The organism is Geobacillus sp. FJAT-46040 (assembly GCF_002335725.1).
In the GTDB taxonomy this organism is placed as follows: domain Bacteria; phylum Bacillota; class Bacilli; order Bacillales; family Anoxybacillaceae; genus Geobacillus; species Geobacillus thermoleovorans.
On the sequence record NZ_NISS01000001.1, the window covers coordinates 2228381 to 2251602 of the forward strand.

Below are 23222 nucleotides of genomic sequence, written 5' to 3' on the forward strand. Positions count from 1 at the left end.
AGGAGGATGAGAGATATTGAACATCGAGGAACGGCTGCAATGCATTGTGGAACAGCCGCGGGCGTATGTGTATGGAACAGTGGAGTTCGTCAACGATGAATGGATCTTCTTCGACGAAGAAGAAGAGGAAGCCTCTTTAGTAGAAGAAATTGCCGAGCAAGGCATCGAATGGTTTCACTGCGGACATTGGCTGTCCGGGCAATGGCAGGATCAGGGCGCGGTCGCCACGGATCTTGGCGTCTTTCCCCTCGAAAACGGCGATCGCATCCGTTTCCGCAAACGGCTGACTTATGCCTATCAACAATGGCTCGCCGCGCTTCCTGATTCAACCTTTTTCCAGTTTGTTCAATGGCTGAACAGCCTCGGATTTTCGCTGTATGACTGCTTATATTGCTACAACGGCCTATTGTTTGCCAAATCGTCTGGCGTGAATTTCATCATTTATGACAACACCGAACAAATTGGAAGCATCCACCATTATTACGAGCGCGGACGGGCGTCAAGCGACCGTTTTGAAATCACATTAAACAGCGGTGAGCGAGCCATTTGCGCCCAAATCGGCTGAATCGCCTGTTGATCCTCACGTCGTCGAAGTCCAACGGCGAGCTGTCAATGTTTTTTTTAACGGCCATCCTTCCGCCCGAAGCGAAGCCTAGCAGCCGTTTTGCTTCAGGCGGAGTGCCGACGGACGACAGCTGTCAACCGACGCGGGCGGGGGATCACTTTTGCTTTTCCGTCACATACTGCATCACTTCTTCAGCGAGAAGCGGCGGACAAAACACGTATCCTTGCGCATACGTGCATTGCAAATCGCGAAGCCGGTTGAGCTGTTCCGGCGTTTCCACCCCTTCGGCGATCGTCTCAAGCCCCAACCCGTGTCCCATCGTAATCATCGCCTTGACAATGGCCTCATCGGAAGCGTTGGCATGCAATTGTTCAATAAAGGCACGGTCAATTTTCAATATTGTCGCTGGCAACCGCTTTAAATAATGGAACGAGGAATATCCGCTGCCGAAATCATCGACGGCGATGCCGACGCCAAGCTTCCTCAACTCGTCCATTGTCCGCATCGTGCTGGACACCGATTCCGTAAATGCCAACCTTTTTGCCATCCACAATGATGGGAATGTTTTTCATTTGAAACAAAAGCCGTTCTCCCGATTTCGTCGGAATTTCCAAGTTATACGTTTGGATATTCCCCCCGCAGCGCTCGGTAAAAATAGCGGGTGACGCGTCACGCGCGCTCCAGTAAAGGGACGCGGCATGAATATAAGCAAATCGCACCTTTTCTCCGTTATGGACATGGCCCCTTACGGCAACCGAGCCATCCTGGTTGACAGCGACAATCGGCAGGCAGACATCGCGTCCGTTCCGTTCGATAAGAAACGGAAATTCCATCCCAGAAGCGTGCGGCCAACGACGGGCTAACGCGGCGGCCGCATGGCGCACTGCTGCCTCATCATTGCCCGCGATTTGGACAAACAACGGCTCATCCAAGGAAGAACTATGCTCCCTGAGCAAATGATCCAGCTCCTCGGCGCGGCGGCAGCAGAACCAACGCATAAACGATCATGCCCCCTCCCGCTGACCAACGAGGTCGAAAAATTCAAAAAACATTGTTTGTTTTACCATATCATATTTTCGCCTTCGACAAAAGCGGCAACCAATAGAAGGCTGCCGCTTCGCTTTAGAATAAGTCAAAACCAAGTGGCAGCAACAGGCCAAGGAACAGCGTCACCACAAGGGCAATGACCCATTGCGTCCATCTTGCCGCCGCGCTTTTCCCTTTTTTTTCAGCTGCTAAAACCATTTCCATCGCTCCGATCACCCACAGCCCGGCAAGCGCCTTTAGCCAATAAAGCGCAGATATCGAAGCAATGCTATACAGCAAAAGCAGGCCCGTCACGATCGTGAGAATGTAAAACAGCCGCAACACCATTTGCACGATCTTGGCTTTGCCCGCCCCTTGCCGCTCCATCGACACCGCAAGGAAAAATAAAACAATCGTGATGAGCCAGCTCGTAATATGGGCATGCGTCAACGTCCATCCCTCCAATCATTCCTTGTTCCTTCCCATCATAGCACGGCGGGCGGACGGTTGACAAACTTCACGAAAACGAAAGACGCCCTTTCTTTCAAGAGGACGCCTTTCGAACATCAATGGGAGCTTCCTCACTTTCGCCGTTTACTCTCCCACTTTGTTGCGCAGCGTGCCGATGCCTTCCACCGTCACCTCAATGACATCACCCGTCTGCAAAAAGCGCGGCGGGTTCATCCCTTTGCCGACTCCAGCCGGCGTTCCTGTAGCGATGATGTCGCCCGGCTCAAGCGTAATGCCTTTTGAGATCGTCTCGATGATCGATTCAATGGAAAAAATCAATTGTTTCGTGTTGGCTTGCTGGCGCACTTCGCCGTTGACCCGTGTCTCGATGCGCAAATCGTTTGGATTTGGCACAAATTTGCTTGGCACGATCCATGGCCCCATCGGGCAAAATGTATCCAAGCTTTTGCCGAGAAAATATTGTTGGTGCCGCTCCTGCAAATCTCTTGCTGTCACATCGTTGATGATCGTGTATCCAAATACGTAATCAAGCGCGTCTTCGCGGCGGATCGCCCGCCCTTGTTTGCCGATGACCACCGCCAGCTCCCCTTCATAGTCCATTTCATCCGTGACATCGGCATGGCGCAAAATCGTTTCCTCATGACCGATGACCGTTGTCGGCGCTTTCGTGAAGACGATCAAATGCTCCGGCACATCGGCGCCGCCGAGCTCCAGCGCGTGATCAACATAGTTTTTGCCGATGCAAAAAATGTTTTTCGCCGGCCGTGGGATCGGGGCCAAAAGACGGACATCACTGAGGCGATAAACGTACTCCGGTGCCGGGTGGCGCAGCGCCCAGTCAACTACTTCTTGTGCTCGGGTGAAAAATGCCTCCCCTTGGGCAATCGCCTCAAGCATAGTCGTCGGCATCGTCTCCGTCCCATCCATCGTCCGTTCGGCGCGGCGCAAATGAACCGCCCGGTCGTCTCCTTGCGGCACGGCTCCGACAAACGTTTCTCCATCGAAAAGTGCGGTGATCAGTTTCATCGTGTCTCTCTCCCTTTCTTTGTTATGCAGCGGACGCTTCGTGAACTCTTCTCTTCCACCCGCCTTCGCCATTTTGGCGCGTTGAGGATGATATTCGCCATCGAGGCGAAAAAGTCCTGTTTTTGTAGAATTTTGTCTAAATTAGGAAATTTATCACTTATTTTCCCGAATCGCTTTCTTTTTTCGTCGTGATATGTATAATATAATAATGTTTAGTTTCCACTAGGGCGTCGATTGCGACTTTCGTCATGCAACAAACGTCTTGCATCGACGCGGCATGCCTCAACCAACATTTCAAACGAATTGATGGTGAAGGAAATGGTTCTGTTGCAAATTGAAGAAAAACGACAACAAATGATCGAATTGGCGCTCACTTATGGGTTCACGGCCAAAGAGACGATCGAATGCAGCCAAGAGCTTGACCAATTGATCAATCAATATTTGCAGCAAACGAGGATTTTTGAATCGCCTTCCCCGTCCGTTCAGTAAGCAGGGGTTTTTATTGCCCCGGCCGGCGGCGAAACGGCGGCCGCGTTCCGTATGTCCCCCACCTCCACATCCACTCAACCGGGCCATAATGAAAACGCGCAAACCAAAAGCGGCTTATCCACACTTGAGTCGCATACAAGGCAAACGCAATCAACATCTCCTGCCATGCGCTTGTGCGTCCGTACCACCCAAGCCCATAACCGTAAAACAGCGACGTGCAAACGAGCGATTGCGCGAGATAATGAGTGAGCGACATTTTGCCAACGTCTTGCCACCACCGCCAAGCGCGCTGCCAACTTCGTTTCCCGCAGACGAACACGGCTGCCGCCGCGTAGAACACCGCCAAAGCGGCGCCTCCGAAGCTGTCTTGGATGTACATTGTCAAGTCGTTGGCCGCAGCCCAATACGGAATTGTTTTCAGTGCTAAACCAAAACATAGCGCCCACCTCATCAGGCGGCGCAGCTTCGCAGGCGAGTGACGGTCGGCTTCAAGCCAACGTTGGTCGGCGGCATAGCCGCCAAGCAAGCAAAACGGCAGCACGGTCAACACCGTAAGCAAAAGCCCTCCATCGCCGTTGATATACATCCAGTCGTTCCACCGTTGCCAAAACACGTCACGAAACGTTCCGTTTCGATAATGGCGAACCGCCGCGGCCGCCGCGGTCTCGTGGCCGCCGGCTGTCTCCATTTCTCCGGCCAATACATTGAGAGTTAACAACAGCGCCATGAGGCCGTGAAAAAGAAAAAAGACGGCAACAGCCGCCGTCCGCCACCAACAAGGCGGGGCGGCGAAAAAGAAAAGCATGATGAACCCGGCGAGGGCGTAGGGGATTAAAATATCGCCAAACCAAAGGCCAAACGCATGAGCAATGCCGATCCCAAGCAAAAGAAAGAAGCGGCGCAAAAGAATCGGAATCGGCCGCTCCCCGCGGCTTTGGAGCCGGCGGAACATCATCACGGCGCCAAAGCCGAATAAAAAGGCAAACAGCGGATACGCGCTCGCTTCAAACAACACATCCACGACGGCAACGAAAACTCGGTCAAAATCACTGCCCTTGACGCCGTCGTCGTATAACGCCGGCGAGGAAAAATAACGCATGTTGACAAGCAAAATGCCGAGCAAGGCGAATCCACGCAACACATCCGCTGCGGCGATTCGCTCGGTCGATCTGATCATCGCTTTCTCCCTTCTTTCTACCGCCTAGCCGTCTGTGCAATCGGCGACGCCTTACGACCTTGCCGGCACGCCCGCCGCCTTATCCATTTCATTCGATGCGCTCTCCTCTGCCCGTCTGAAGGCGCATGCCTGTATCATCAGTTGACATAGCGGCCCGATTTTCCAATTGCATCCCAATATTGGCGGCGCAAGTGTACTTTCTGAATTTTTCCGGAGGCTGTTTTCGGCAGCTCATCCACAAACGTTACACCCGTGATCGCTTTGAAGTGGGCCAATTTTTCCCGCGAAAAGGCGATCAGCTCCTCTTCGCTCACCGTATGCCCGGGTCGAACGACGACGAACGCATGCGGCGTTTCCCCCCATTTTTCATGCGGCACGGCGATGACGGCCGCTTCAAGCACAGCCGGATGCTCATAAAGCGCTCCTTCGACTTCAATCGACGAAATATTTTCCCCTCCGCTAATAATAATATCCTTTTTCCGGTCGACGATATCAATATGCCCGTATTCATCGACGGTCGCCATATCGCCGGTATACAGCCAGCCGGCGCGGATCGTTGCGGCGGTCGCTTCTTCGTTTTTCCAATATCCTTTCATGACGCCATGGCTGCGGACAATCACCTCACCGATCGCCCGTCCATTCTTCGGCACTTCCTCTCCATTCTCGTCGACGACTTTCACCTCGCAACCGATCATCGGATAGCCGGCTTTCGCTTTCAGCCGCTGCTTTTGTTCGGCAGGCAGTCCGTCAAGCTGTGGACGAATGAGCGAAATCGTGCTGAGCGGAGACGATTCGGTCATGCCGTACACCTGGATAAACTCCCAGCCGAGCTTTTCCTCAACGCGTGCGACAAACGCCGGCGGCGGCGCAGAACCGGCGATGACGACCCGCACGCCTTCCGGGACATCTAGTTGATATTGCTCATAATATTGCAGCAACATATTGAGCACAGTCGGAGCCATATGCATAACCGTCACCTGATGTTCCTTGACAAGATCAAAAATGACTTTCGGATCGACTTTACGCAAACCGATTTGCGTTGCCCCGTTGGCGGTGTAATAAAGAAAAAGAGGGCCGTCCCAAAAGTCGTAAAATGACTTTTGAAGTCAGCCCTCTTTCTTGGATAGTCCACTCCATTGCGCCAAAAAAGAACCTGGTTTCTTCTTTTTTCCAAAAACGAACGCTAAGGGAGTCGTCTCGACAATAGCTAGTTATTTCCTTTCACCCCGGCGTCCAAGACATCCGGATCGACCGTATTCGTGACGCTGCAAAACGTATTCGTCTGCAAAAAGTCGCCCGTATTGCCGCCGCCGGCGCCTGAATTCGTCTTTGAGGTGCTTTTGGGAGCGATTTGCAGCACGTCGCCCATGTTCACCGTGCCGTTGCCGCCTACACTCGTTACTTTAATCCCGCCGATGACGATCGCTGGCATCGGTTGTCCCTTCCTTTCCATTCCTTCTCATTAGCATATGCTGACAACTTAACCGCCGATTGGACATCCGCCCCGCGTTGAACCAGTTACGTGTTTTTTTCATACAATATGCTATAACAATGGGAACAAAAGGAGGAGGAGCGAGTGCCTTCGTTTATCAGCGGACCGATTAAAATCACTCATGTGAGCGGAGATGGCACGGTCAATTTTGGCGATGTTTTGCAAATCACCCCAAAGAGTACGTCCAAATCGCACACCGGCTCTGGGGGAAGCAACAACGGTGATTTCCTGCAAACGAACACATTTGTCAGCTTTACCAACACCGGCGATCCAGATATGATAGACGCGAACAAATCCGCGAACAATTAGGGCGAACGTCAGCCGGCTTGCGCCTATACACTATAGCAGCAACTGCGAAGCTGGGAAAGGAGCATGCCCCATGCCGGCTTTTGTCGGAATCGTGAAACTGAATAGCATCGGAAGCAGCGGCGTGTTCCATATCGGCGACGTGTTTGCGATTTCCCCGCAAAGCGTGACCAAAACGTTCGCCGGCGCCGGCTCGTTCAACACCGGCGACGGGCTTCATGTCTACAACTATTACAGCAATACGAATACGAATGACGCCGATGTCGCCGATGAAAATGTCGTCGGAAACGTTTGAAGGAGGAGAAGGAGGGTGCACGTTTACATCAGCCAAAGCATCTGCATCCACCAGTTGCGGATCGGCTCGGTCACCAATTCATCTGTTTTGCAAATCGGCAGCGCCGGAAGCATTCAAGCGCTCTCAACGCTTGCCAACACCGGCGGTTTCACTGGCCCGGCTTCGCAAGCGACCGTGCCGCTTGGCACCGCCGCCCAGCCGTCCGCTCCTCTCGTTCCTCTCCATTCGGCCACCCGCTAAATGCAGAGAAAAAAGTGATGAGGACGACAGGCCGTCCATATATTGAAGTAAGAGGGGAATGTGAGAGGATGATGGTGCACCATGAGTATATACGACTATTTCGTCCAACTGCGCCGCTATTTATTATGGCAGACAAACAAAGTACGGACACTCGAACGACGTCTTTCCGTTCTCGAAGCCCGGCTGCGGGAGCTGGAATCGCAGCCGCGCACTACGATCGAGCGAATTGAATACAAATTTGACCAGCTGAAAGTGGAAACGCTCGAAGGAACGCTCAATATCGGCATCGCCCCACCGGGGGCCGGCGGCACCATCGAAGATTTCGCTGTTGAACCGGTAAAAACCGTCGTCCCAAATCCGGAGCCGGTGTTGATGCGCCCGATTCAGGAAAAAGTAGCCGCCTACTTAAACAGTGAGGCGGCAGAAACATTGAAGCGGCTTGAGCAGCAATACAACCGCCGCCTTGATGATACGTACCGGCAGTTTATTTTGCAAGATATCGCCCGACAGACGGATGAACGCATCCGCTTTTATTTGCAAGAGAAAGCAAACCAAGGCTATGTTCCCGCGGGCGATCGCGATGAAACGGTCGAAAACGAGATCTTCCAAAAAGTGAAAGCGGATATTGAACAATCGCTCGACGCGTTTTTGAAACACTTGCCTTCAGGGGAGGAATCAACGTGAATTATACCGTCATTAACCGCGACGTGCATGTCGGGGACATCCGCTTGACAGCCGTCGCCAGCGCCTCGCTGTTTTTAATCGGCGATGCTGATGTGATCAACTTATCGTCTGCGTTTGATACGCCGCCGGAATCGCTCATCATCGGCCCGTTTGTCCCGCTCGTGCCGGCTCGGGGTGGGGCATCGTGAAACGGACATCGATCGTTCAGGCGCTCCATGCCGAAACGTTGGTTATTAGCTCTGTGCTGCAAATCGGCGACTCTGAACGGATTTCCGCCCGCACACGCGCTTTAGCCGTGCAGCGGCAATACGAGCTGTTTTTCGAGCCAGAAGGGGAACAAACATTCCCGATTTTTACCAAGCCGATTCCACGCTGGTCTTCCCCGCCGCCGGTTGCATCACAACAGACGCTCCACGAATCCCCGGTCATTTCCGTCCGGTCGATCCGCGTGCTAGGGATCTCCTCTTCGGCCGTTGTCCACATCGGCTCAACCTCCATCGCTGAAGGCGAAGCGCGCATCAAACATATCCGCCAGCTGGCCGGCCCGATGCCGTCAGCAGCAGATATATAGAGGCAACGAGGAAGTTTAACATGTCCCCTGACGGAAAAACGGTTTGCCCCTTTTCGACTGTCGAGGGAAAGCCACAGGCTTCTCCGTCACGCCTTGGCGTGACGGAGGACCGAACAACCGCCTGCTTCACAGACCTATATAATGGATCTGGAAGTGGCGTTGTTCGGTCGCCCGACAGTCGATCAAATACTCGGTAAAAGTTGCAAATGGTAAATCTTCAAATTGCATCTATATAAGTTGCAATAAAGATTTTCCGATTGTTCGATTCTGTTTTCCTTCATAACAAGTCATTTTGATAGAATGCAGCGGGCGCTCTACTGGATGTAAAACAAAGTTTCAACTTATATATATAGAAAGGAAGAGCTGTAATGCCTTCATTCGTCGGTCCGATCAAAATCAACAGCGTCGGTAGCGGCGCGGTCGTGCAAATGGGCGACTGCTTGTATATCGCACCAAAAGTCGCCACGAAAACGCAGGCTGGATCCGGCGGGTTCAACACCGGCGACTTTATCATGACAAACAACGCAATCAGCTTTACAAATGCGTTTGATCCCGATGTATCTGACCAAAACGTGGCCGCCAACAACTAAATGGGGGCAAGGACCGCCCCCTATCCCCCCGTTCCTTCAATCCAGTGGGCCGGACTAACCAGCCGGCGCAGCGGCCGCTGGCAACGCATCCGCCAAGCACTGCTCCCGACAGACAGGTTACATCCATTCAAGCCGGACGCGCGTGCCGGGGCCGGACGGCTCCGCCGGCTCGACAATGAGACGGCGCGGCAGCCGGTTGCGAATCTCTTGGACATGGCTGATGACGCCGACAGCCAGCTGCTGCGTATGCAACTTTTCCAAAGCAGAAACGACCGTATCGAGCAGCTCGGCATCCAATGTGCCAAACCCCTCGTCCAAAAAGAAAAACCGGAGCGGATATTCACCGCGCAACTGAATTTGCGCCGACAGCGCCAGCGCCAACGACAGCGATGTCAAAAACGTTTCCCCGCCGGACAGCGTCGACACCGGCCGCCGCACCCCCCCGTTGGCATCATCGCGAATCAAAAACCCGCCTTGCGAATCGAGCTCAAGCGCATAGCGATGGCGCGTCAACTGCTGCAGCCGCTCAGACGCCATGATGGTCACCTGTTCGAGTTGCTCTTCCGCCATAAATTCGACAAAACTATTGCCGCGAAGCAACGTTTGCAGCTGTTTGTACCGCTCAATTTGGCGGCCGAGAGTTGCCTGCCTCGCCTCCAATTCAACAAAACGGACATGTTTTTTTCTCAGCTCCGCCACTTTTCCGCGCACCGCGCCAAGCTGCTCGGTCATCATCTCGGTGTGCGCTTTCAACTCGTTGTATACTTGCTGCATCATCTCCCATTGTTCAGCGCTCACCGCTTCTTCGCCGATGACAGCCGCCAGCTGGGCGCGGCGGTGCTCAGCCTGCTCGACCTGGCGCCAGTAAAGGCGGATGGCTTCGTCCCATTCATCACATTGCGCTTTTGCCGCCCTCGACATTCGCACTTCTTCAGCATCAGCGAACACAGTTCCGGCCAAGGCGCGGCGCCAGCGAGCGAGCGCTTCTTCCTCGCGGCGGGCCGCTTCCTCGCACGCCTGCTTCGCTGCCTTCGCCTCACTTTCTGTCGCCTGGTATTGCTGTTGGGCGCGCTGCCATTCATCGTACGCCTGCTGTTCGCCGTTTTGCAGCCGGCGCCATTCGGCTTCCGCTTCCCGAAGCTGCACACCTGCCGGGCCAGGTCCGGCCTTCTCGCGCCGTTGCCGCTCATATTCTTTCCACAGCTCCTGTTTGGCGCTCATAAGCGATTCGAGGCGCACCCGCTCCGCCTCAAGCCGGCGACGCTCCTCAGCCGCCTGTTCTTTTGCTCTTTGTTTTTCTTCTAAAAATGGAACGCTGTCTTCAAGCCGTTTTTGTACATCACGCCACATTTTCTCTTGTTCGCGCAGCTGCTCGTAAACCACCGAGATCGTTTCCAGTGAAAAGGAAGGATGCGCCTCGCGCCACTGCCGTTCAAGCTGCTGTTTCTCCTCTTCAAGGCGCTGTTTCTCCGCTTGCAGCGCTTCGATATCCGCTGCCGCCCATCGGCAGGCGTTTTCCGCTTCACGCCGCGCCGCTTCCGCCTCATTCCACTGCGACAACGCCCGGTAAACCGCTTCCTTTCGTTCAATGACATCCTGCCCGAGCGCCCGGACTTCAACGGCCATATCGACGGTTTCGCCTGCCGGGCGGACAGCCGCCTGAACAGGGGGTGTCCCGTGGCTGGCCGCCAGCGCGGCAAGCTGCTCAAGCTGCGCCTTGAATGAGAACAGTGTCTGCAAATCTTGTTCGCAACGCTGCCGCTCTTGCTCGAGCTCAGACAACCGACCAGAGGCTACCGTCTGCGGCCTGGCGGACGGATGCGGGTGCTCACGCGAGCCGCACACCGGGCACGGTTCACCGGGACGGAGCCGCTCAGCCAGAACCGCTGCCAGTTCGGCCGTCTGCGCCTCTTCGATTCGTTGCTGCTCCGCCTCGATCTGTCGCCGCAAAACATGCAGCCGCTTTTCGATATCTTGTTGCCGGCTGCAGACGGAATGGTGCGTTTGTTCAACAAGCTGAAACAGTTGATGAAGGCGGGCGCCGGCAGCGGCGGCGCGGCGCTCCCGCTCAGCCCGCTCTCGTTCGGCTTGGCGCCAGGCAGCTTCCTTTTGCTGGAGCTGCACATCGACGCGGGCGAGAGCGGACGCCGTTTGCTCAATGCGCCGCTTCTCTTCGCAGGCGCGCTCTATTTCGTCTTTGCCAGCGAGCGCAGCGGCATGCCGCTGCAACTCTTCTTTCAGCTCCTGTTGGCGCGCCAAGCCGCGCGCGTACCAGGCCTCCGCTTCCTCGAACTGACGCTGCACCGCTTTTTCCCGGTCCGCCAAGCGGTTCCACTCCTCATGGAGGGCGGCGAGCTCCGCCTTGAGTGTTTCCATTTGCCGTTCGAGCTGCTCCGCCTGCCGCAGCCGCTCCATTTGCACCAACAGCTCCGGCTCGCGCCGCGCTTTTTCCTGCCGCGCCTGCTCATAGCGGCGCACGGCATCCTCATAGTGGGCTTTGGCCGCCTCCAACTGTCGCAACGCCGCCTCCTGCCGCTGCAGCGCCGCGGCCTGCAGGAGGCGCATCTGTTCGTACTGCTCCCAGTACGGCCAAATGCGCTCCGCCTGCTCGGCCCGCCCTTTTTTCGCTTCAAGCGCCCGCACTTCGGGCTCCCGCCGGCGCAATGCCGATAATTCCGCTTCAACCGCTTCTTTTTCCTGCTGCCACGCCCGAAGCTGCTTCGCCCGTTCGACGTCTGCCTCGATTTTCTCAAGCTCTTTTTTGCGCTTGGCAAACAGCGCCGCAAGCTCCCGCTCCTCGGCTTCTGCCTGCTCAAGCGCCGCTTTCGAAGCATCGCCGAGCCCCGCTTTTTCCGCTTCGATTTTTTGCCATTCCTGCTCCGCGGCGGCGAGCCGCTCTTTTAACTTTTTATTCAACTCGTCACCGTATCGTTCAAGATGGAACAGGCGCTGCAGCATTTGCCGGCGCTCCGCCCCTTTGAGGGATAAAAACTCGGCAAACTTCCCTTGCGGCAAAACGACAGCGCGGGTAAAATCTTCCATAGTCAAACCAAGCAGCTGTACGACCGCCTTGTCTACATCAGAGAGCTTGTCCGCGAGCACGACCGGCTCGGCCTGATGTTCGATCAACCGGCAGACGGCGCTCCGCGTCCGCCATTCATCCGCCCTTTTCAAACTGCGTTCCACCGTGTACCGTTTTGCCCCAGCGGCATTTTCCAATTCGAACGTAAAGGAAACGAACAGTTCCTTTTCAGCGTGGTTGATGATCGCTTGTGTCCGATTGGCCGCCCGTCCGACACTTCCGAACAGCGCGAGCGTGATGGCATCCAAAATCGTCGATTTGCCGCTTCCGGTCGGTCCAAAAATGCCGAATACGCCGCCGTCGCAAAGGGCCGTAAAATCGATCGTTTGTTTTTCACGAAAGCTATGAAGCCCGGCGATCGTCAAGGAAATTGGCTTCATTCCTCTTCTCCTTCCCCTTCCTTCTCATCGGCCGCCAATTCCAAAAAAAGGCGCACGAGCTCTTCATCCGGTGTTTGTCCGCCGGTTTGACGTTCGTAAAAACGCCGGAACATTTCCACAAGGGAAAGCGGTTTGCGGTCTGTTTCAGCCGCCGCCTCCCGCTCCCGTTCCGGAAACACCGGGCGGATATGGATAAACCCTTGATGAAGCTTGCGCAGCCGTTGAATCTCTTCCATTGTTAACGGCTCGTTTACATGGACCTCTAAATCGATCCAGCACGACCGGTCTCTTCCTTCCTCGCACCAACGATACACTTGGGCAAGTCCGTCCGTCGCCTTCCAACGGACAAGCGGTTTGCCGGAAACAAGCGGAATCTCCGTCACGTTGGCCTTTCCGCCCGGCTGGACGTCGACAACCGTCACCGACTTGGTGTGCCCAGCTTCGGAAAAGCTGTAAGCAAGCGGTGAACCGGCGTAGCGCGCCGCCGTCTCCGCCCGTCTGACGTCCTGCGGGCGGTGCAAATGACCGAGCGCCACGTATTGCGCCGCCCCGGGCAAACTGGCAGCCGCCACCGTATAGGCGCCGCCCACCTCAATCGGCCGCTCGGAATCGGACGTATGGCCGCCAGCCACGTATAGATGGCTCATCACAACATTGACAGTTTCATCGGCAAATGAGGCGGCCATCGCAGCGAACAACGCCCGGATGCGGTCGTCGTACCGATCGCGAAGCGCGGTTTCCTTATGGTCGGATGACAATAGCTCAGCGAGCCGCGATTCAGACGGGTACGCCAACGGCGCAAGCATCATCGCCTCGCCGCACGACGGAACGTCAATTCGGCAAACTTCCGCCTGTGGGCGGCCAAAAAGGAAAATGTTGTAGTCGGAAAGCAGCGGCCGGGCGGCGCTGATGCGGTCCGGATGGTCATGGTTGCCGCTGATGACCGCAACCGGACGCCGGCCTTTATCGGACAGTCGGGCCAAACTCTCGTAAAACAGCTGCTCCGCCGCCGCCGGCGGATTGACGGAATCGAACACATCGCCAGCCATCAAGACGACATCGATTTGTTCTTTTGCTACAATCTCGACAAGTTCGTCGATAAACGCCTCTTGCTCCGCCAACCGGCTTCGGCCTTCAAGCGTCCGCCCGAGATGCCAGTCTGCCGTATGCAAAATGCGCATCGTCTTTCCCCCTCCGCGTCATTCCACCGCGATAATGTATTGGCCGTCAAACGAATACAAATAGCACTCCGCTACCGGCATGCGCCAAATTTGCTCAATCGCTTGCCGATACAGGCGCATTTGCGTTCCGTAGCGGCCGAGCAAAAAGCGGGCGGCCTCCTCTTTCTGGCCGGCAAAACGGCCGGTCACCTCATCCGTTTTATAGTCGATCATCACATAACCGCGCTCATCCGCAAACACACAGTCAATCACCCCTTGGACAAGCACCCGGCGGTCGTCTTCCATCCCGTCATGCCCGTAAAGATGGGAAGCCGGAAGCCCTAGACTGAATGGCACTTCCCGGTGCACCTCGCGGGCGGCGCAAAGGCGGCGGCCGATATCCGTAGCGAAAAAGGCGGCGATCGCGGCCGCATCGACCGCTTCGGCTTGCTCGGCCGACAACAGCTCTTTTTCGATGAGCCGACCCATTTGCTCACGGATGGACGCTTCACTGACCGGCGCACGCAAGTCGAGATGGCGCATGACGATATGAAGCGCGGTTCCTTTTTCCATCGGCGTCAACGTTTTTTCCTGCATAAAGCGCGGCCGCGAGAAAATCGGCGCTGTTCCTTGGCGCAGCGGCCATTCACTCGCCAGCTCGCCAAACAGCACCCGTTGCTCTTTCAGCTCCGACACCGACTGTTTGGCGCGCACAATCGTCCCTTTTTCATAGCGATACCGCCATAACAAACGCCGCTCTGCTTCCTCTTTCCAGCCGCCGCCAGCCGGAACCGGGCGGCCATGTTCAAGCGCAGCGAGCACGCTCTCGTCCGCCTGGTCGGCAGCCGCCTCGCCGCTGCGCAGCTCGGCCGCGGGCACAATGGCAATGCGCCATACGGACGGATGGGAGGCGATTTCATCCGGCGCCTTCTCTCCCGCTAAAATGCACCCGTCGCGGTGGCGAATGAGCGCCCGGCCGATCCAGTCTAAATAGGAACGGGCCGATGCCCGCACATCGTCGGGAAGCAGCCATTCGCGTTCTCCCGCAACGCCTTTCCATTTTTCGATCTCCTTATCGGCATCGTTGACCGCGGCGAGCAAATAAAGCTTCTCTTTCGCTCTTGTCAGCGCAACGTACAAAATGCGCATTTCCTCGGCGAGCAGCTCAAGCCGCTTTTTCACTTGGATCGCCAGCAATGGCAGCGTTGGATAGCTGATGCGCAGCTGTGGGTGGACAAAACGGGCGCCAAAGCCGAGCTCTTTATCCAACAAGTACGGATGATGCAAATCCCGCGTATAAAACGGGCGGGCGAGTCCGGCCAGAAAGACGACCGGAAACTCGAGCCCTTTGCTGCTATGGATCGTCATCACCCGCACGACATCTTCCTGCTCACCAAGCGGCCGGGCTGCTCCTAAATCATCGCCGCGCTCCTGCAGCCGCTCAATAAAGCGGAGAAAGCGGAACAGCCCGCGAAAGGCCGTCGATTCGTATTGGCGGGCGCGATCATACAAGGCGCGCAAATTGGCCTGCCGTTGCTTTCCACCCGGCAGCGCGCCGACAAAATCGTAAAATTGTGTATCGCGATACAGCTGCCAGATGAGGTCGGCCAACGAGCGGCGGCGGGCCATCGTGCGCCAGCGCCCGAGCTGCTCCAAAAACGCGGCCGCTTTTTTCTTGGCGGCCTCCTCCTCATCCGTTTCCGCCGGCTTTTGCCGGAACAACTGAAGCGCCTCATAAAACGTTCCTTTTGGATCGGCGAGGCGGATCATGGCCAGCTCGTTTTCATCAAAGCGAAACAGCGGCGAGCGGAGCACAGCGGCGAGCGGAATGTCTTGGTGCGGGTTGTCAATGACTTTCAGAAGCGACAGCATCACCGAAACTTCCGTCGCCTGAAAGTAGCCGGACGATAAATCGGCAGCCGCCGGAATGCCGTGCGCCTGCAGCTGCTCGATCATTTGCGGGGCGTTCGTCATCGAACGGACGAGCACAACGATGTCTCGGTACATGGCACGCCGCGGTTGCCCGCTTGAGCGGTCATGCACATAAAATGGCCGCGACACGATTTCTTTGATTTTCTCGGCCATTAGGCGCGCCTCCAGCTCGGAGCCCTCAAGCTCCGCTGCCTCTTCGTCCTCTTCTTCCGCCGCGCGCTGCCGGTTGATGATCATCACTTCCGGAACAGTATCCGCCCCATCCGGATAATCGGCGCCATACTTAAGCTGGGCTGCTTCATCGTACGCCATCTCCCCAACGGTTTCCCCCATGATTTGTGCAAAAAGGAAGTTCGTGCCGTCCAGCACCTCGGCGCGGCTACGGAAATTGCGCGCCAAATCAATTCTCATTCCCCCTGCGGCCCCATCAGCGGCAAACCGTTTGTATTTGTCCAAAAACAGCATCGGCTCGGCGAGGCGAAAACGATAAATCGACTGCTTGACATCGCCGACCATAAATAAGTTGCCAGTCCGCTCGCTTCCTTTTTTGACGAGCTGCAAAATCGCTTCTTGCACAAGGTTCGTATCTTGATACTCATCGACAAGCACTTCATCAAACTGCGCTTGGTACTCCAAAGCGGCCGCCGATGGCTGCCATTCGCCCGTTTTCGGGTCGCGCTGCCGCAAAACATGCAGACAATAATGTTCCAAATCAGAAAAGTCGACGATCCCTTTTTCACGTTTCACGGCTTGAAACCTAGCGGAAAAACGGCGGACAAGCGCAACGATCGTCTCAACCGCCGGCTTCATCTCCCGCATATGGCGGATCCAGACAGACGGGGGCAGCGAAAATATGTTGTCGCGCAGCGCTTCCAGTTTCTTCTTCGCCTGGTCGCGAAGCGATTTCGCCTCATCGACGAGCCACTTGTCATAGCCATCGCCGCGACAGCCCGGAAGCCGGCCGAACGCCAGCGACTGCAAAGCACGATACAGTCCTTCCCACGATTGCGACCGCCATCTTTCAAGTTCAGCGACAACGGCGGCATCCTCGCGCAGCCGTTTCTCATACGGCCGCGGCCCGCCCGGTTCCTGCGCAAGACGCAACGCCCTTTCGATGAGCCGTTTGGCCGCTGCCAGCTCCATCGCCGCATGTTGGTTGATATAGCGCGATGGCAAAAGCGACTCGGGCGGCGTCTGTTCATCGACCTCATACATGGATACAAGGCCTTTCAGCCATTCATCGGGCGCGGGGTGGGAGCGGGAGAAGTCATGCAACGCGAAAATCATGTCTTGCAGCTCGGCATCGCTCCGGTCTCCGGTGTAAGCATCAATGACGGCAAAAAAGCGCTCGTTATCCGCCTTTCCATATTCCTCCTCAAGCAGCTCCTCAAGGACGTCCTCTTTCAGCAGTTCGATTTCTGTCTCATCAGCGATGCGAAACGACGGATCCAGATCGAGCAAATAATAATATTTGCGGATGACATCTAAGCAAAACGAATGGAGCGTCGAAATCGAGGCGCGGTTGAGCAGGCTGAGCTGGCGCCGCAAATGGAGCGAATGCGGCCGCTTGGCGAGTTCGCGCTCGAGCGCCTCGCCGATCCTTGCTTTCATCTCAGCCGCCGCAGCGTTCGTAAACGTGACGACAAGAAGGCGGTCAATATCGGTCGCCTCGTCTTCCGCCGTTACTTTTTGGATGATTCGCTCAACAAGAACGGCCGTTTTTCCAGACCCGGCCGCCGCAGCGACGAGAACGTCCCGGCCGCCGGCCACGATGGCTTTCCACTGTTCATCCGTCCACCGGCTTCCGGCCGGCTTCGGGCGAAACGCAACGCTCAAGATTCTCCCCTCCCTTTCGTTATATTCTTCATCACGTCTTCCCCCGTCTGTGGGGCAAGCTTTCGGAATTCGTTGCCGGACAGCGCCTCGTCAAATTGGCATATGGACTTAAAGGCGCAAAAGTCGCACGCTGTTTTGCTTTTCAGCTTGTACGGGGCAATCGATACAATGCCGTCAGCGATTTGTCCGCCAATATCGGCAAACAGACGGCGGACGTGCTGGCGAAGCGCATCAAAATCAGAAGCGCTCGCGACCGAAGACTGCGAATGAATCGCCCCGCTGCTCGTCAGCCTGACCGGCACAATCAGCGACCGCTGCCCTTTTTCCAATTGACTGTCCATCAGCCGGATTGCCTCCACATCGGCAAGCAGCAGACCGCGCATCCGAAACGGCTCAAGAAGTTGTTTCGCCATCTCCGCTTCATCGTCAAGCCACTGCTTCGCCTTCACAATCGGATTATGGACATGGAAATAGAGCACCCCGGCCGGCAGCGCCGGCTGTTTGACAAGTTGCTCAGCATACGTGAGCACAATGTCCAAATAGGTAAGCATTTGCAACGCCAAACCGTAATACACTTCCGTCAAATCAAGCGTTTTGGCGCTCGATTTGTAATCGATGATGCGAAGAAATACTCCTTCGCTGCTTTCTGCCTTGTCAACGCGGTCGATTCGCCCGACAAGCTCCATAACCGTCCCGTCGCGAAGTTGAAAGCGAAGCGGCGGCAAGTCGCCGCCCGGTCCAAACGCCAGCTCGAGCCCGATCGGAACAAAGCCGCTCGCCCGCGCATGCTCGCTCAACACGTGGGTCGTGCGGGCGACAACGTGTTTTAATTTCCGTTTCATATATTCATAGCGAGACGAGCTGGACAGCACTTGCTGTTGAATGAGGGGGGCAAGCCGTTCGACCGCTTCATCCGACAGACGCTCGCAATCCGGTTGGGACAGTTCGCGCCAATCAACGTGCTGTTCGCGCAGCCGGTCGGCGATTTGTTTAATGGCCGCATGGAACAACTGGCCGACATCCGGCGCCTCGAGGCGGAAAATGCTTCGCTCCTTCAAGCGCAACCCGTGTGAAATAAAATGGGCGTACGGGCATTTTTGAAACTGCTCCATGCGCGAGACGCTCGCCTGAATTTTTTTTCCGTACAACCGCCGGCTCCATTGTTTTTTCAACGGCGCAGCTTTGTTTGTATAAAACAGCGCCGACACCGCCTTTTGCACCCTCTCGTTCCACTCCGGGCGGGCGATGAACACGTTGTACACATCCCACCAAAGCGGATCGATGCCATAGTTTCGCTTCCATGCGCGCAGCTGGCTGACCAAATACGTTTGTGTCGCCTGCGGCGCTGTCACAAACGCCTCCGCCTTCTCTTCCGGGGCATCGAACGGATCGTTGCCGCACAAGCGCACCTTCACCTTCGGGAACAGCTCCGACAATTGTTTAATCAGCGGCGATGGCATGAGCGCTTTCCCTTCGCCATCGGCCAGCGGGTATGTAACATACAGCCGTTCGCTTGGACAGGCAAGCGCCAGGTAGATAAAAAACGGATCGTAAAACAGCTGTTCCCGGCTCCCCGGCGCAAGCGCCACACCGAGTTCGCGCAGCTGCTCCCGTTCGATTTCCGCCATAAGCCCATCCTCTTTCGCCCTGGCCGGAATGACGCCATCGTTGGCGCCAATGACAAACGCATACTTCACGCCGATGAGGCGCGAACGGTCGAGCTGGGCGACGATCACTTGATCGATGGCCGGCGGCACAAGGGAGAACTCAAGCCGGTCAAGCCCGGCCTCGATAATTTTGGCAAATTCGGCTAACGACAACGGTTCCGCTCCGAGCATTTCAACGTATTGGTCAAGCAAATCGATGACCGCGTTCCACACCTGCTCATGCTGGCGCGCTTCCACGAGGCGGCCTTCCGCTTCCGCCTGCGCGCTCATTTGTTCCAGCTTTTTCGGAATCTGCAATTCTTCTAACAAGAGATATAGCGCCGTGCAATACCCGCGCCCGTCCTTAGCCCGGCGCAAACGGCGCTCAAGGCGGCGGAGCGGGGCGGCCAGCGTCTCCCGCCATTCGTTCAACTTGTCCTCAAATTGCCGTTCTTCATCCGTCTGCGGCACATTCAATCCGTCAAGCGCCCGGTAGCGCCGATACGGCCAGCGCTCGCCGCTCGTCCATTTGTCCCCCTTCATCCCATAAGCAAGAACATAGTTTTCGAGTTTGTCGGCTGCCTCGCGCCACATGACCAAGTCACCGTCCAACGGAAAGAGCAAATCCGTCTTCACAGCGCGAAACACCGCCTCATACCGCCAGTTTGTGGAAATAGTTTCCAAAGCAGCGCGCACAAGTTCAATGAGCGGATGATGGTGCATCGGCTCTTTTTCATCCATAAAATACGGGATGCCAAAATCAAAAAACACCGTCTTCACAAGGTCGCGGTACGCCTCCGTTTGGCGGATGACGAGCGCGATGTCGCGATAGCGCGCCCCTTCGTCGCGGACAAGGCGGATGATTTCCCGGGCGACCGCTTCCAGTTCTGCGCGGCGGTTGGCCGCCTCATAAAGGCAGACCGCACCGTCTTCCGCTTCGTAAGGCGGCAGCGGGCGGCGATGAAACTGCGCCTCGAGATGGGCGAGCGCCCCTCTTTGATGACGTCGGTTTTCCGCGAGCACGACCGGCTCTTCAAGCAAAACATCGTTGGCCAAGGCAAGCTCGCGCAACTGGCGGTACGTCTGCGCCGGCAGATAAAACAAGTCGAGCTCGTCCGGCATCGCACCATCATACGGGCGGTCGACCGTCAGGCAAACGGTGACCCGCCGGCAATGACGAAGAAGCTGCTCAATCACTATGTATTCTTGCGGGGCAAAATGATGGAATCCGTCGATATAAACATCGGCATCGCGCAAATAGCAGGAGCGGGGGATTTGTTCGGCGAGCAGGCGCAAATAATCTTCCGAATCGAGGTAATGGCCGCTTAAGCTCCGCTCGAGCTCTGCATAAACGAGCGCGACATCGCTGAGCTTATCGGCCAGCAGGCGCCGTCCCGGCCGGCTCGGCCCGCTTTCCAGCTCCTCGACACGGCGGCGAAGCTCGTCCGGCGTTAAGCAATACCGCTTGCATTCGGCGATCATCTCATGCAGCTGCTCGACAAAACCGCTTTTGTCCGCCGCACGGCCAAACAGTCTAAGCTCCTGTTTCCGCTGTTCAATAATTTTGCGAATCATCATTTGCACGCCGACATCGTGGACGTGGTAGCGGTTCATGCCTCCCGTCTCCTGCAAGACGCGCCAGGCGAGGCGGGGGAAGCTGAACACTTGGGCGCGGATCATTCCTCCTGCTCCCTCGGTATGGATTAAGGCGTATTCACATTGAAACGTCATCTGCTCCGGAACGAGGTAAACAATCGTCTTTCCTCTCGGATCTTCCTGCAGCTTGCGGCGGATTTCCGCAAGACACATAGCCGTCTTCCCGCTTCCCGATCGTCCAAGCAAAAAGCGAAGCGACACGGCGATCACCACCATTCGTTTCCTTTATCTCTTCCATTTTAGCACATATGTTCGTATTTGGTAAAGAAAAAACTGCCTTCCTTGAAAGCAACCGCTCCCTTAGGCAAAACCGCCGCCGCACCTCGATGCGCCATTTTCTCAAAAATGGAAAGCAATCTCCCGAAACGGCCAATAGCGGAGGTCTACCTTGCCGACCACTTGACTGATTTTGACGAAGCCGAAATGGCGGCTGTCCCAGCTGCTAAGCCGGTTGTCGCCAAGAACGAAAATGCAGCCGGGAGGCACCCGTGTTTTCCCGGTCACCTCCTCAAGTGTAAAATCCCCGGTCAGCCTGCCGTCAAGCAGCTTTTGTTTATACGGGCGCAAATACGGTTCGTCAACTTTTTTTCCGTTGACATACAAGATGTCATTTTTGTACGCGATCCGATCGCCAGGCAGGCCGATAACCCGCTTGACGTAATCTTCCTTTTTGTTGGCGTGAAAAACGATAATGTCGAACCGGCGAATAGGCCCGATGTCGTAGGAAAGCTTATTGACGATCAACAAATTGCCGCTTTGCAGCGTCGGCATCATTGACTTTCCTTCCACCATATAATTGCTGAAAACGAAAAAACGGAGCATGGCGACAAACCCGACAGCGGCGAGCCATGGCCAGCGGCGTCCCCGCTTCTTTCCTTGTTTCCGTTTGGTCACTCCCCGTCCTCCTCGCTGCGTTGTTTTTCCGTCAACGAAAATCTCGCCTCTACTCGTTTTCCCGCATACCAAAGCAGCAGCACAACAACAGCGATCGCCGCCGTACGCAACGGCTGGCGGACAAGCGCCACCAAGTCATACCCGATAAAGCTGATCGTAAAAATCATGATCATCTTTCCAAGCAAGACCGCTAATACAAACTGCTGGCGGCTGATGCGTGACAGACCGGCAACGATATTGACAAGCGCCGACGGGGTGAAAGGAAAGCAATACAGCAAAAACAGCGGCCCGAATCCGTGCCGTTCAATCCAGTGCATAAACTGGCGCACTTTTGGATGGCGGCGGACAAAATGAAAGAAACGCTGCTGGCCGATCTTCCGCGTCAGCCAAAAGACGATGAGCGAGCCGAGCGAAGCGCCAATCCAAGAAATGAAAAACCCTTTCCACAACCCGAATGCCGCTGCGTTCGCCATCACAAACACAACCATCGGCAAAATCGGAAAAAACGACTCGAGCAGCGTCGCCGCAATGCCGGGAAATATGCCGAAGGAACGGTAATGGTCGAGCAAGGAAAGCACGTGGTCGAGCGTGAGCCATTGTTTCAAAGTTTCCATATTCATCGTTCTTTCTCCATTCAAATGCCGTTTATATTTTTATTTTACACGCTCGGCCGCGCAATTTGAACTTTTGCTTGTGAAAACCCATTTTTTATCATGGCGGTTATTCCGTCACATGCTTTTCTTGCTGCATGCGATATATGTATTGCAGTTTGCGCTCTCTCGCCTCCATTCGCTCCGACAGTTTCGTCCGCAGCTGGGCTGTTCGGTGCAATTGGTTGATGAAAGATTTGCAGGACACATCGAGGACAACGCTTTTCCCGTTGCGGAAGTATACAACCGTCCGCTCATATTTCGCAGGCTCATACCGATAGACATGCATATGCGACAGCCAAACACAGCAGGAATCTTTCGGGGAAGCGGTGGGAAAGAAGTAAATTTCGTTGGACGGTTCAATGGCGATCGGCGCTTTGTGGGTGATGCCGATCACGGCCTTTGTTCCCTCTTTTCTGCCTTGAAAGCTGCAGCCATAATAATCGCAGCTATGTCTAATAATGTCGAGGGGCGTTTGTTTGACAATGTACTCGCCATCTTCCTCGACGACCTTTGCATACAGGTCATTGTTCAACAAATAAGGGAGAATCGCCATCGTATAACGGCTCACGACGAAATGGTTTAGGATGATAAATTCATTTACTTTCATCGTCTCATCTCCTCTCAACGAACTCACCACTCCTATCATACCACTAATAGTTATATTTTTCTATATTTTGAAAAAAGTTAGCGGGTTTTTTGCACAAAAAATCCCATGACGATCGTCATGGGCATTGTCAGGAGTTTTCAAACGTCTGGCTGATTTCTTTCATTGCTAAATACTCGTTCGCTTGCTCGAGCGCCGTATGTTCGCCGACCGAGTCGCCAGCATACGTCTCTTCATTCATCGACCATTGCTCAACATGAAGATCCGTACTGACTCGAAACTCGGCAGGCATCAGCTCCGGCAGATCGCCTTGATTCTTTTCCATTACATCGCCTCCTTGTACTCCATAGGATGCGTCATTTTTTTCCTTATTATGCGATGGAAGCAAGGAGGCTCTTCGTCTCAAACAAAAAACGCCCGGCCAAGCCGGGCGTCTCTTCGCTGGTG

General features: G+C 55.4%; 22 protein-coding genes and 2 pseudogenes. 9 read left to right on the forward strand and 15 right to left on the reverse strand.

Annotated features, from left to right (window positions below; translation table 11 throughout):
• The first annotated feature begins 16 nt into the window (after positions 1–16).
• Positions 17–565: a DUF2777 domain-containing protein gene (locus CD000_RS11765; protein ID WP_011230202.1), complete on the forward strand. Its 549-nt coding sequence runs from the start codon at positions 17–19 to the stop codon at positions 563–565.
• A gap of 154 nt (positions 566–719) precedes the next feature.
• Here the strand turns inward: CD000_RS11765 and CD000_RS19200 are convergent.
• The 4 genes and pseudogenes from CD000_RS19200 to CD000_RS11780 all read right to left on the reverse strand — a co-directional run.
• Positions 720–1082 (reverse strand): annotated as a pseudogene (locus CD000_RS19200) (EAL domain-containing protein); the annotation flags it as partial.
• Entirely contained in the window at positions 1018–1563 is a 546-nt protein-coding gene (locus CD000_RS19205; RefSeq protein WP_233130435.1) for a hypothetical protein, read from the reverse strand. The gene CD000_RS19205 and the pseudogene CD000_RS19200, both read right to left, overlap by 65 nt.
• A 124-nt stretch (positions 1564–1687) precedes the next feature.
• Positions 1688–2041: a YisL family protein gene (locus CD000_RS11775; RefSeq protein WP_096225731.1), complete on the reverse strand. Its 354-nt coding sequence runs from the start codon at positions 2039–2041 to the stop codon at positions 1688–1690.
• 144 nt (positions 2042–2185) lie between these two features.
• Complete coding sequence (locus tag CD000_RS11780; RefSeq protein WP_013523089.1) at positions 2186–3088, reverse strand: fumarylacetoacetate hydrolase family protein; 903 nt, start codon at positions 3086–3088, stop codon at positions 2186–2188.
• Positions 3089–3406: 318 nt separating this feature from the next.
• Between CD000_RS11780 and CD000_RS11785 the strand changes: the two genes are divergently transcribed.
• Positions 3407–3577, forward strand: coding sequence for an aspartyl-phosphate phosphatase Spo0E family protein (locus CD000_RS11785; RefSeq protein ID WP_011230198.1), 171 nt, complete (start codon positions 3407–3409; stop codon positions 3575–3577).
• A gap of 10 nt (positions 3578–3587) precedes the next feature.
• On the opposite strand, the gene CD000_RS11790 is transcribed toward CD000_RS11785, so the two are convergent.
• From CD000_RS11790 to CD000_RS11800, 3 genes and pseudogenes are all read right to left on the reverse strand, one after another.
• Positions 3588–4754, reverse strand: coding sequence for a DUF418 domain-containing protein (locus tag CD000_RS11790; RefSeq protein WP_096225732.1), 1167 nt, complete (start codon positions 4752–4754; stop codon positions 3588–3590).
• Positions 4755–4891: 137 nt separating this feature from the next.
• Positions 4892–5818 (reverse strand): annotated as a pseudogene (locus CD000_RS11795) (AMP-binding protein); the annotation flags it as partial.
• 143 nt (positions 5819–5961) lie between these two features.
• Positions 5962–6186 carry a spore germination protein gene (locus CD000_RS11800; RefSeq protein WP_096225733.1) on the reverse strand — a complete coding sequence of 75 codons (225 nt, stop codon included), beginning with the start codon at positions 6184–6186 and terminating at the stop codon, positions 5962–5964.
• A 144-nt stretch (positions 6187–6330) separates the two neighbouring features.
• Here CD000_RS11800 and CD000_RS11805 point away from each other — a divergent pair, with 144 nt between their 5' ends.
• From CD000_RS11805 to CD000_RS11835, 7 genes are all read left to right on the forward strand, one after another.
• Complete coding sequence (locus tag CD000_RS11805; protein ID WP_096225734.1) at positions 6331–6555, forward strand: spore germination protein; 225 nt, start codon at positions 6331–6333, stop codon at positions 6553–6555.
• A gap of 70 nt (positions 6556–6625) precedes the next feature.
• Positions 6626–6847: a spore germination protein gene (locus tag CD000_RS11810; RefSeq protein WP_033011654.1), complete on the forward strand. Its 222-nt coding sequence runs from the start codon at positions 6626–6628 to the stop codon at positions 6845–6847.
• Between the two features lie 15 nt (positions 6848–6862).
• Complete coding sequence (locus tag CD000_RS11815; protein ID WP_096225735.1) at positions 6863–7087, forward strand: spore germination protein GerPB; 225 nt, start codon at positions 6863–6865, stop codon at positions 7085–7087.
• Positions 7088–7168: 81 nt separating this feature from the next.
• Positions 7169–7771: a spore germination protein GerPC gene (gerPC, locus tag CD000_RS11820; RefSeq protein WP_096225736.1), complete on the forward strand. Its 603-nt coding sequence runs from the start codon at positions 7169–7171 to the stop codon at positions 7769–7771.
• Positions 7768–7959 carry a hypothetical protein gene (locus CD000_RS11825; RefSeq protein ID WP_033011648.1) on the forward strand — a complete coding sequence of 64 codons (192 nt, stop codon included), beginning with the start codon at positions 7768–7770 and terminating at the stop codon, positions 7957–7959. Before gerPC ends, CD000_RS11825 begins: the two co-directional genes overlap by 4 nt.
• The gene (locus CD000_RS11830; RefSeq protein WP_096225737.1) at positions 7956–8342 is read left to right on the forward strand and encodes a spore germination protein GerPE; all 387 of its coding nucleotides are present in this window, start codon (positions 7956–7958) and stop codon (positions 8340–8342) included. Before CD000_RS11825 ends, CD000_RS11830 begins: the two co-directional genes overlap by 4 nt.
• Before the next feature lie 368 nt (positions 8343–8710).
• Entirely contained in the window at positions 8711–8932 is a 222-nt protein-coding gene (locus CD000_RS11835) for a spore germination protein (protein WP_033011644.1), read from the forward strand.
• Positions 8933–9049: 117 nt separating this feature from the next.
• Here the strand turns inward: CD000_RS11835 and CD000_RS11840 are convergent, their stop codons facing one another.
• The 8 genes from CD000_RS11840 to CD000_RS11875 all read right to left on the reverse strand — a co-directional run bounded on the left by CD000_RS11840 (position 9050) and on the right by CD000_RS11875 (position 23100).
• The gene (locus CD000_RS11840; RefSeq protein WP_096225738.1) at positions 9050–12394 is read right to left on the reverse strand and encodes an AAA family ATPase; all 3345 of its coding nucleotides are present in this window, start codon (positions 12392–12394) and stop codon (positions 9050–9052) included.
• Positions 12391–13575, reverse strand: coding sequence for an exonuclease SbcCD subunit D (locus CD000_RS11845; protein ID WP_033011639.1), 1185 nt, complete (start codon positions 13573–13575; stop codon positions 12391–12393). Before CD000_RS11845 ends, CD000_RS11840 begins: the two co-directional genes overlap by 4 nt.
• An 18-nt stretch (positions 13576–13593) precedes the next feature.
• Positions 13594–17322 (reverse strand): helicase-exonuclease AddAB subunit AddA, encoded by a 3729-nt coding sequence (addA, locus tag CD000_RS11850; protein ID WP_096225739.1) that lies wholly within the window; start codon positions 17320–17322, stop codon positions 13594–13596.
• Complete coding sequence (addB, locus tag CD000_RS11855; RefSeq protein WP_304441569.1) at positions 17319–20825, reverse strand: helicase-exonuclease AddAB subunit AddB; 3507 nt, start codon at positions 20823–20825, stop codon at positions 17319–17321. The genes addA and addB overlap by 4 nt, the downstream gene beginning before the upstream one ends.
• 138 nt (positions 20826–20963) lie before the next feature.
• Complete coding sequence (gene lepB / locus CD000_RS11860) at positions 20964–21518, reverse strand: signal peptidase I (RefSeq protein WP_096225741.1); 555 nt, start codon at positions 21516–21518, stop codon at positions 20964–20966.
• A complete protein-coding gene (locus tag CD000_RS11865) occupies positions 21515–22138 on the reverse strand; it encodes a TVP38/TMEM64 family protein (RefSeq protein ID WP_033011630.1) in 624 nt (207 codons plus the stop codon). The genes lepB and CD000_RS11865 overlap by 4 nt, the downstream gene beginning before the upstream one ends.
• Before the next feature lie 100 nt (positions 22139–22238).
• Positions 22239–22778 (reverse strand): competence protein ComK, encoded by a 540-nt coding sequence (locus CD000_RS11870; protein WP_033011628.1) that lies wholly within the window; start codon positions 22776–22778, stop codon positions 22239–22241.
• A gap of 127 nt (positions 22779–22905) precedes the next feature.
• Positions 22906–23100, reverse strand: a complete 195-nt coding sequence (locus CD000_RS11875; protein ID WP_096225742.1) for a hypothetical protein — start codon at positions 23098–23100, stop codon at positions 22906–22908.
• Between the last annotated feature and the right edge of the window lie 122 nt (positions 23101–23222).

Bases quoted from the DNA above. Each gene is read 5' to 3' on its own strand.
- CD000_RS19205 (WP_233130435.1), bottom strand. From the start codon at position 1,563: ATGCGTTGGTTCTGCTGCCGCCGCGCCGAGGAGCTGGATCATTTGCTC.
- CD000_RS11780 (WP_013523089.1), bottom strand. From the start codon at position 3,088: ATGAAACTGATCACCGCACTTTTCGATGGAGAAACGTTTGTCGGAGCC.
- CD000_RS11785 (WP_011230198.1), top strand. From the start codon at position 3,407: ATGGTTCTGTTGCAAATTGAAGAAAAACGACAACAAATGATCGAATTG.
- CD000_RS11790 (WP_096225732.1), bottom strand. From the start codon at position 4,754: ATGATCAGATCGACCGAGCGAATCGCCGCAGCGGATGTGTTGCGTGGA.
- CD000_RS11800 (WP_096225733.1), bottom strand. From the start codon at position 6,186: ATGCCAGCGATCGTCATCGGCGGGATTAAAGTAACGAGTGTAGGCGGC.
- CD000_RS11810 (WP_033011654.1), top strand. From the start codon at position 6,626: ATGCCGGCTTTTGTCGGAATCGTGAAACTGAATAGCATCGGAAGCAGC.
- gerPC (WP_096225736.1), top strand. From the start codon at position 7,169: ATGAGTATATACGACTATTTCGTCCAACTGCGCCGCTATTTATTATGG.
- CD000_RS11835 (WP_033011644.1), top strand. From the start codon at position 8,711: ATGCCTTCATTCGTCGGTCCGATCAAAATCAACAGCGTCGGTAGCGGC.
- CD000_RS11840 (WP_096225738.1), bottom strand. From the start codon at position 12,394: ATGAAGCCAATTTCCTTGACGATCGCCGGGCTTCATAGCTTTCGTGAA.
- CD000_RS11845 (WP_033011639.1), bottom strand. From the start codon at position 13,575: ATGCGCATTTTGCATACGGCAGACTGGCATCTCGGGCGGACGCTTGAA.
- CD000_RS11865 (WP_033011630.1), bottom strand. From the start codon at position 22,138: ATGAATATGGAAACTTTGAAACAATGGCTCACGCTCGACCACGTGCTT.
- CD000_RS11870 (WP_033011628.1), bottom strand. From the start codon at position 22,778: ATGAAAGTAAATGAATTTATCATCCTAAACCATTTCGTCGTGAGCCGT.
- CD000_RS11875 (WP_096225742.1), bottom strand. From the start codon at position 23,100: ATGGAAAAGAATCAAGGCGATCTGCCGGAGCTGATGCCTGCCGAGTTT.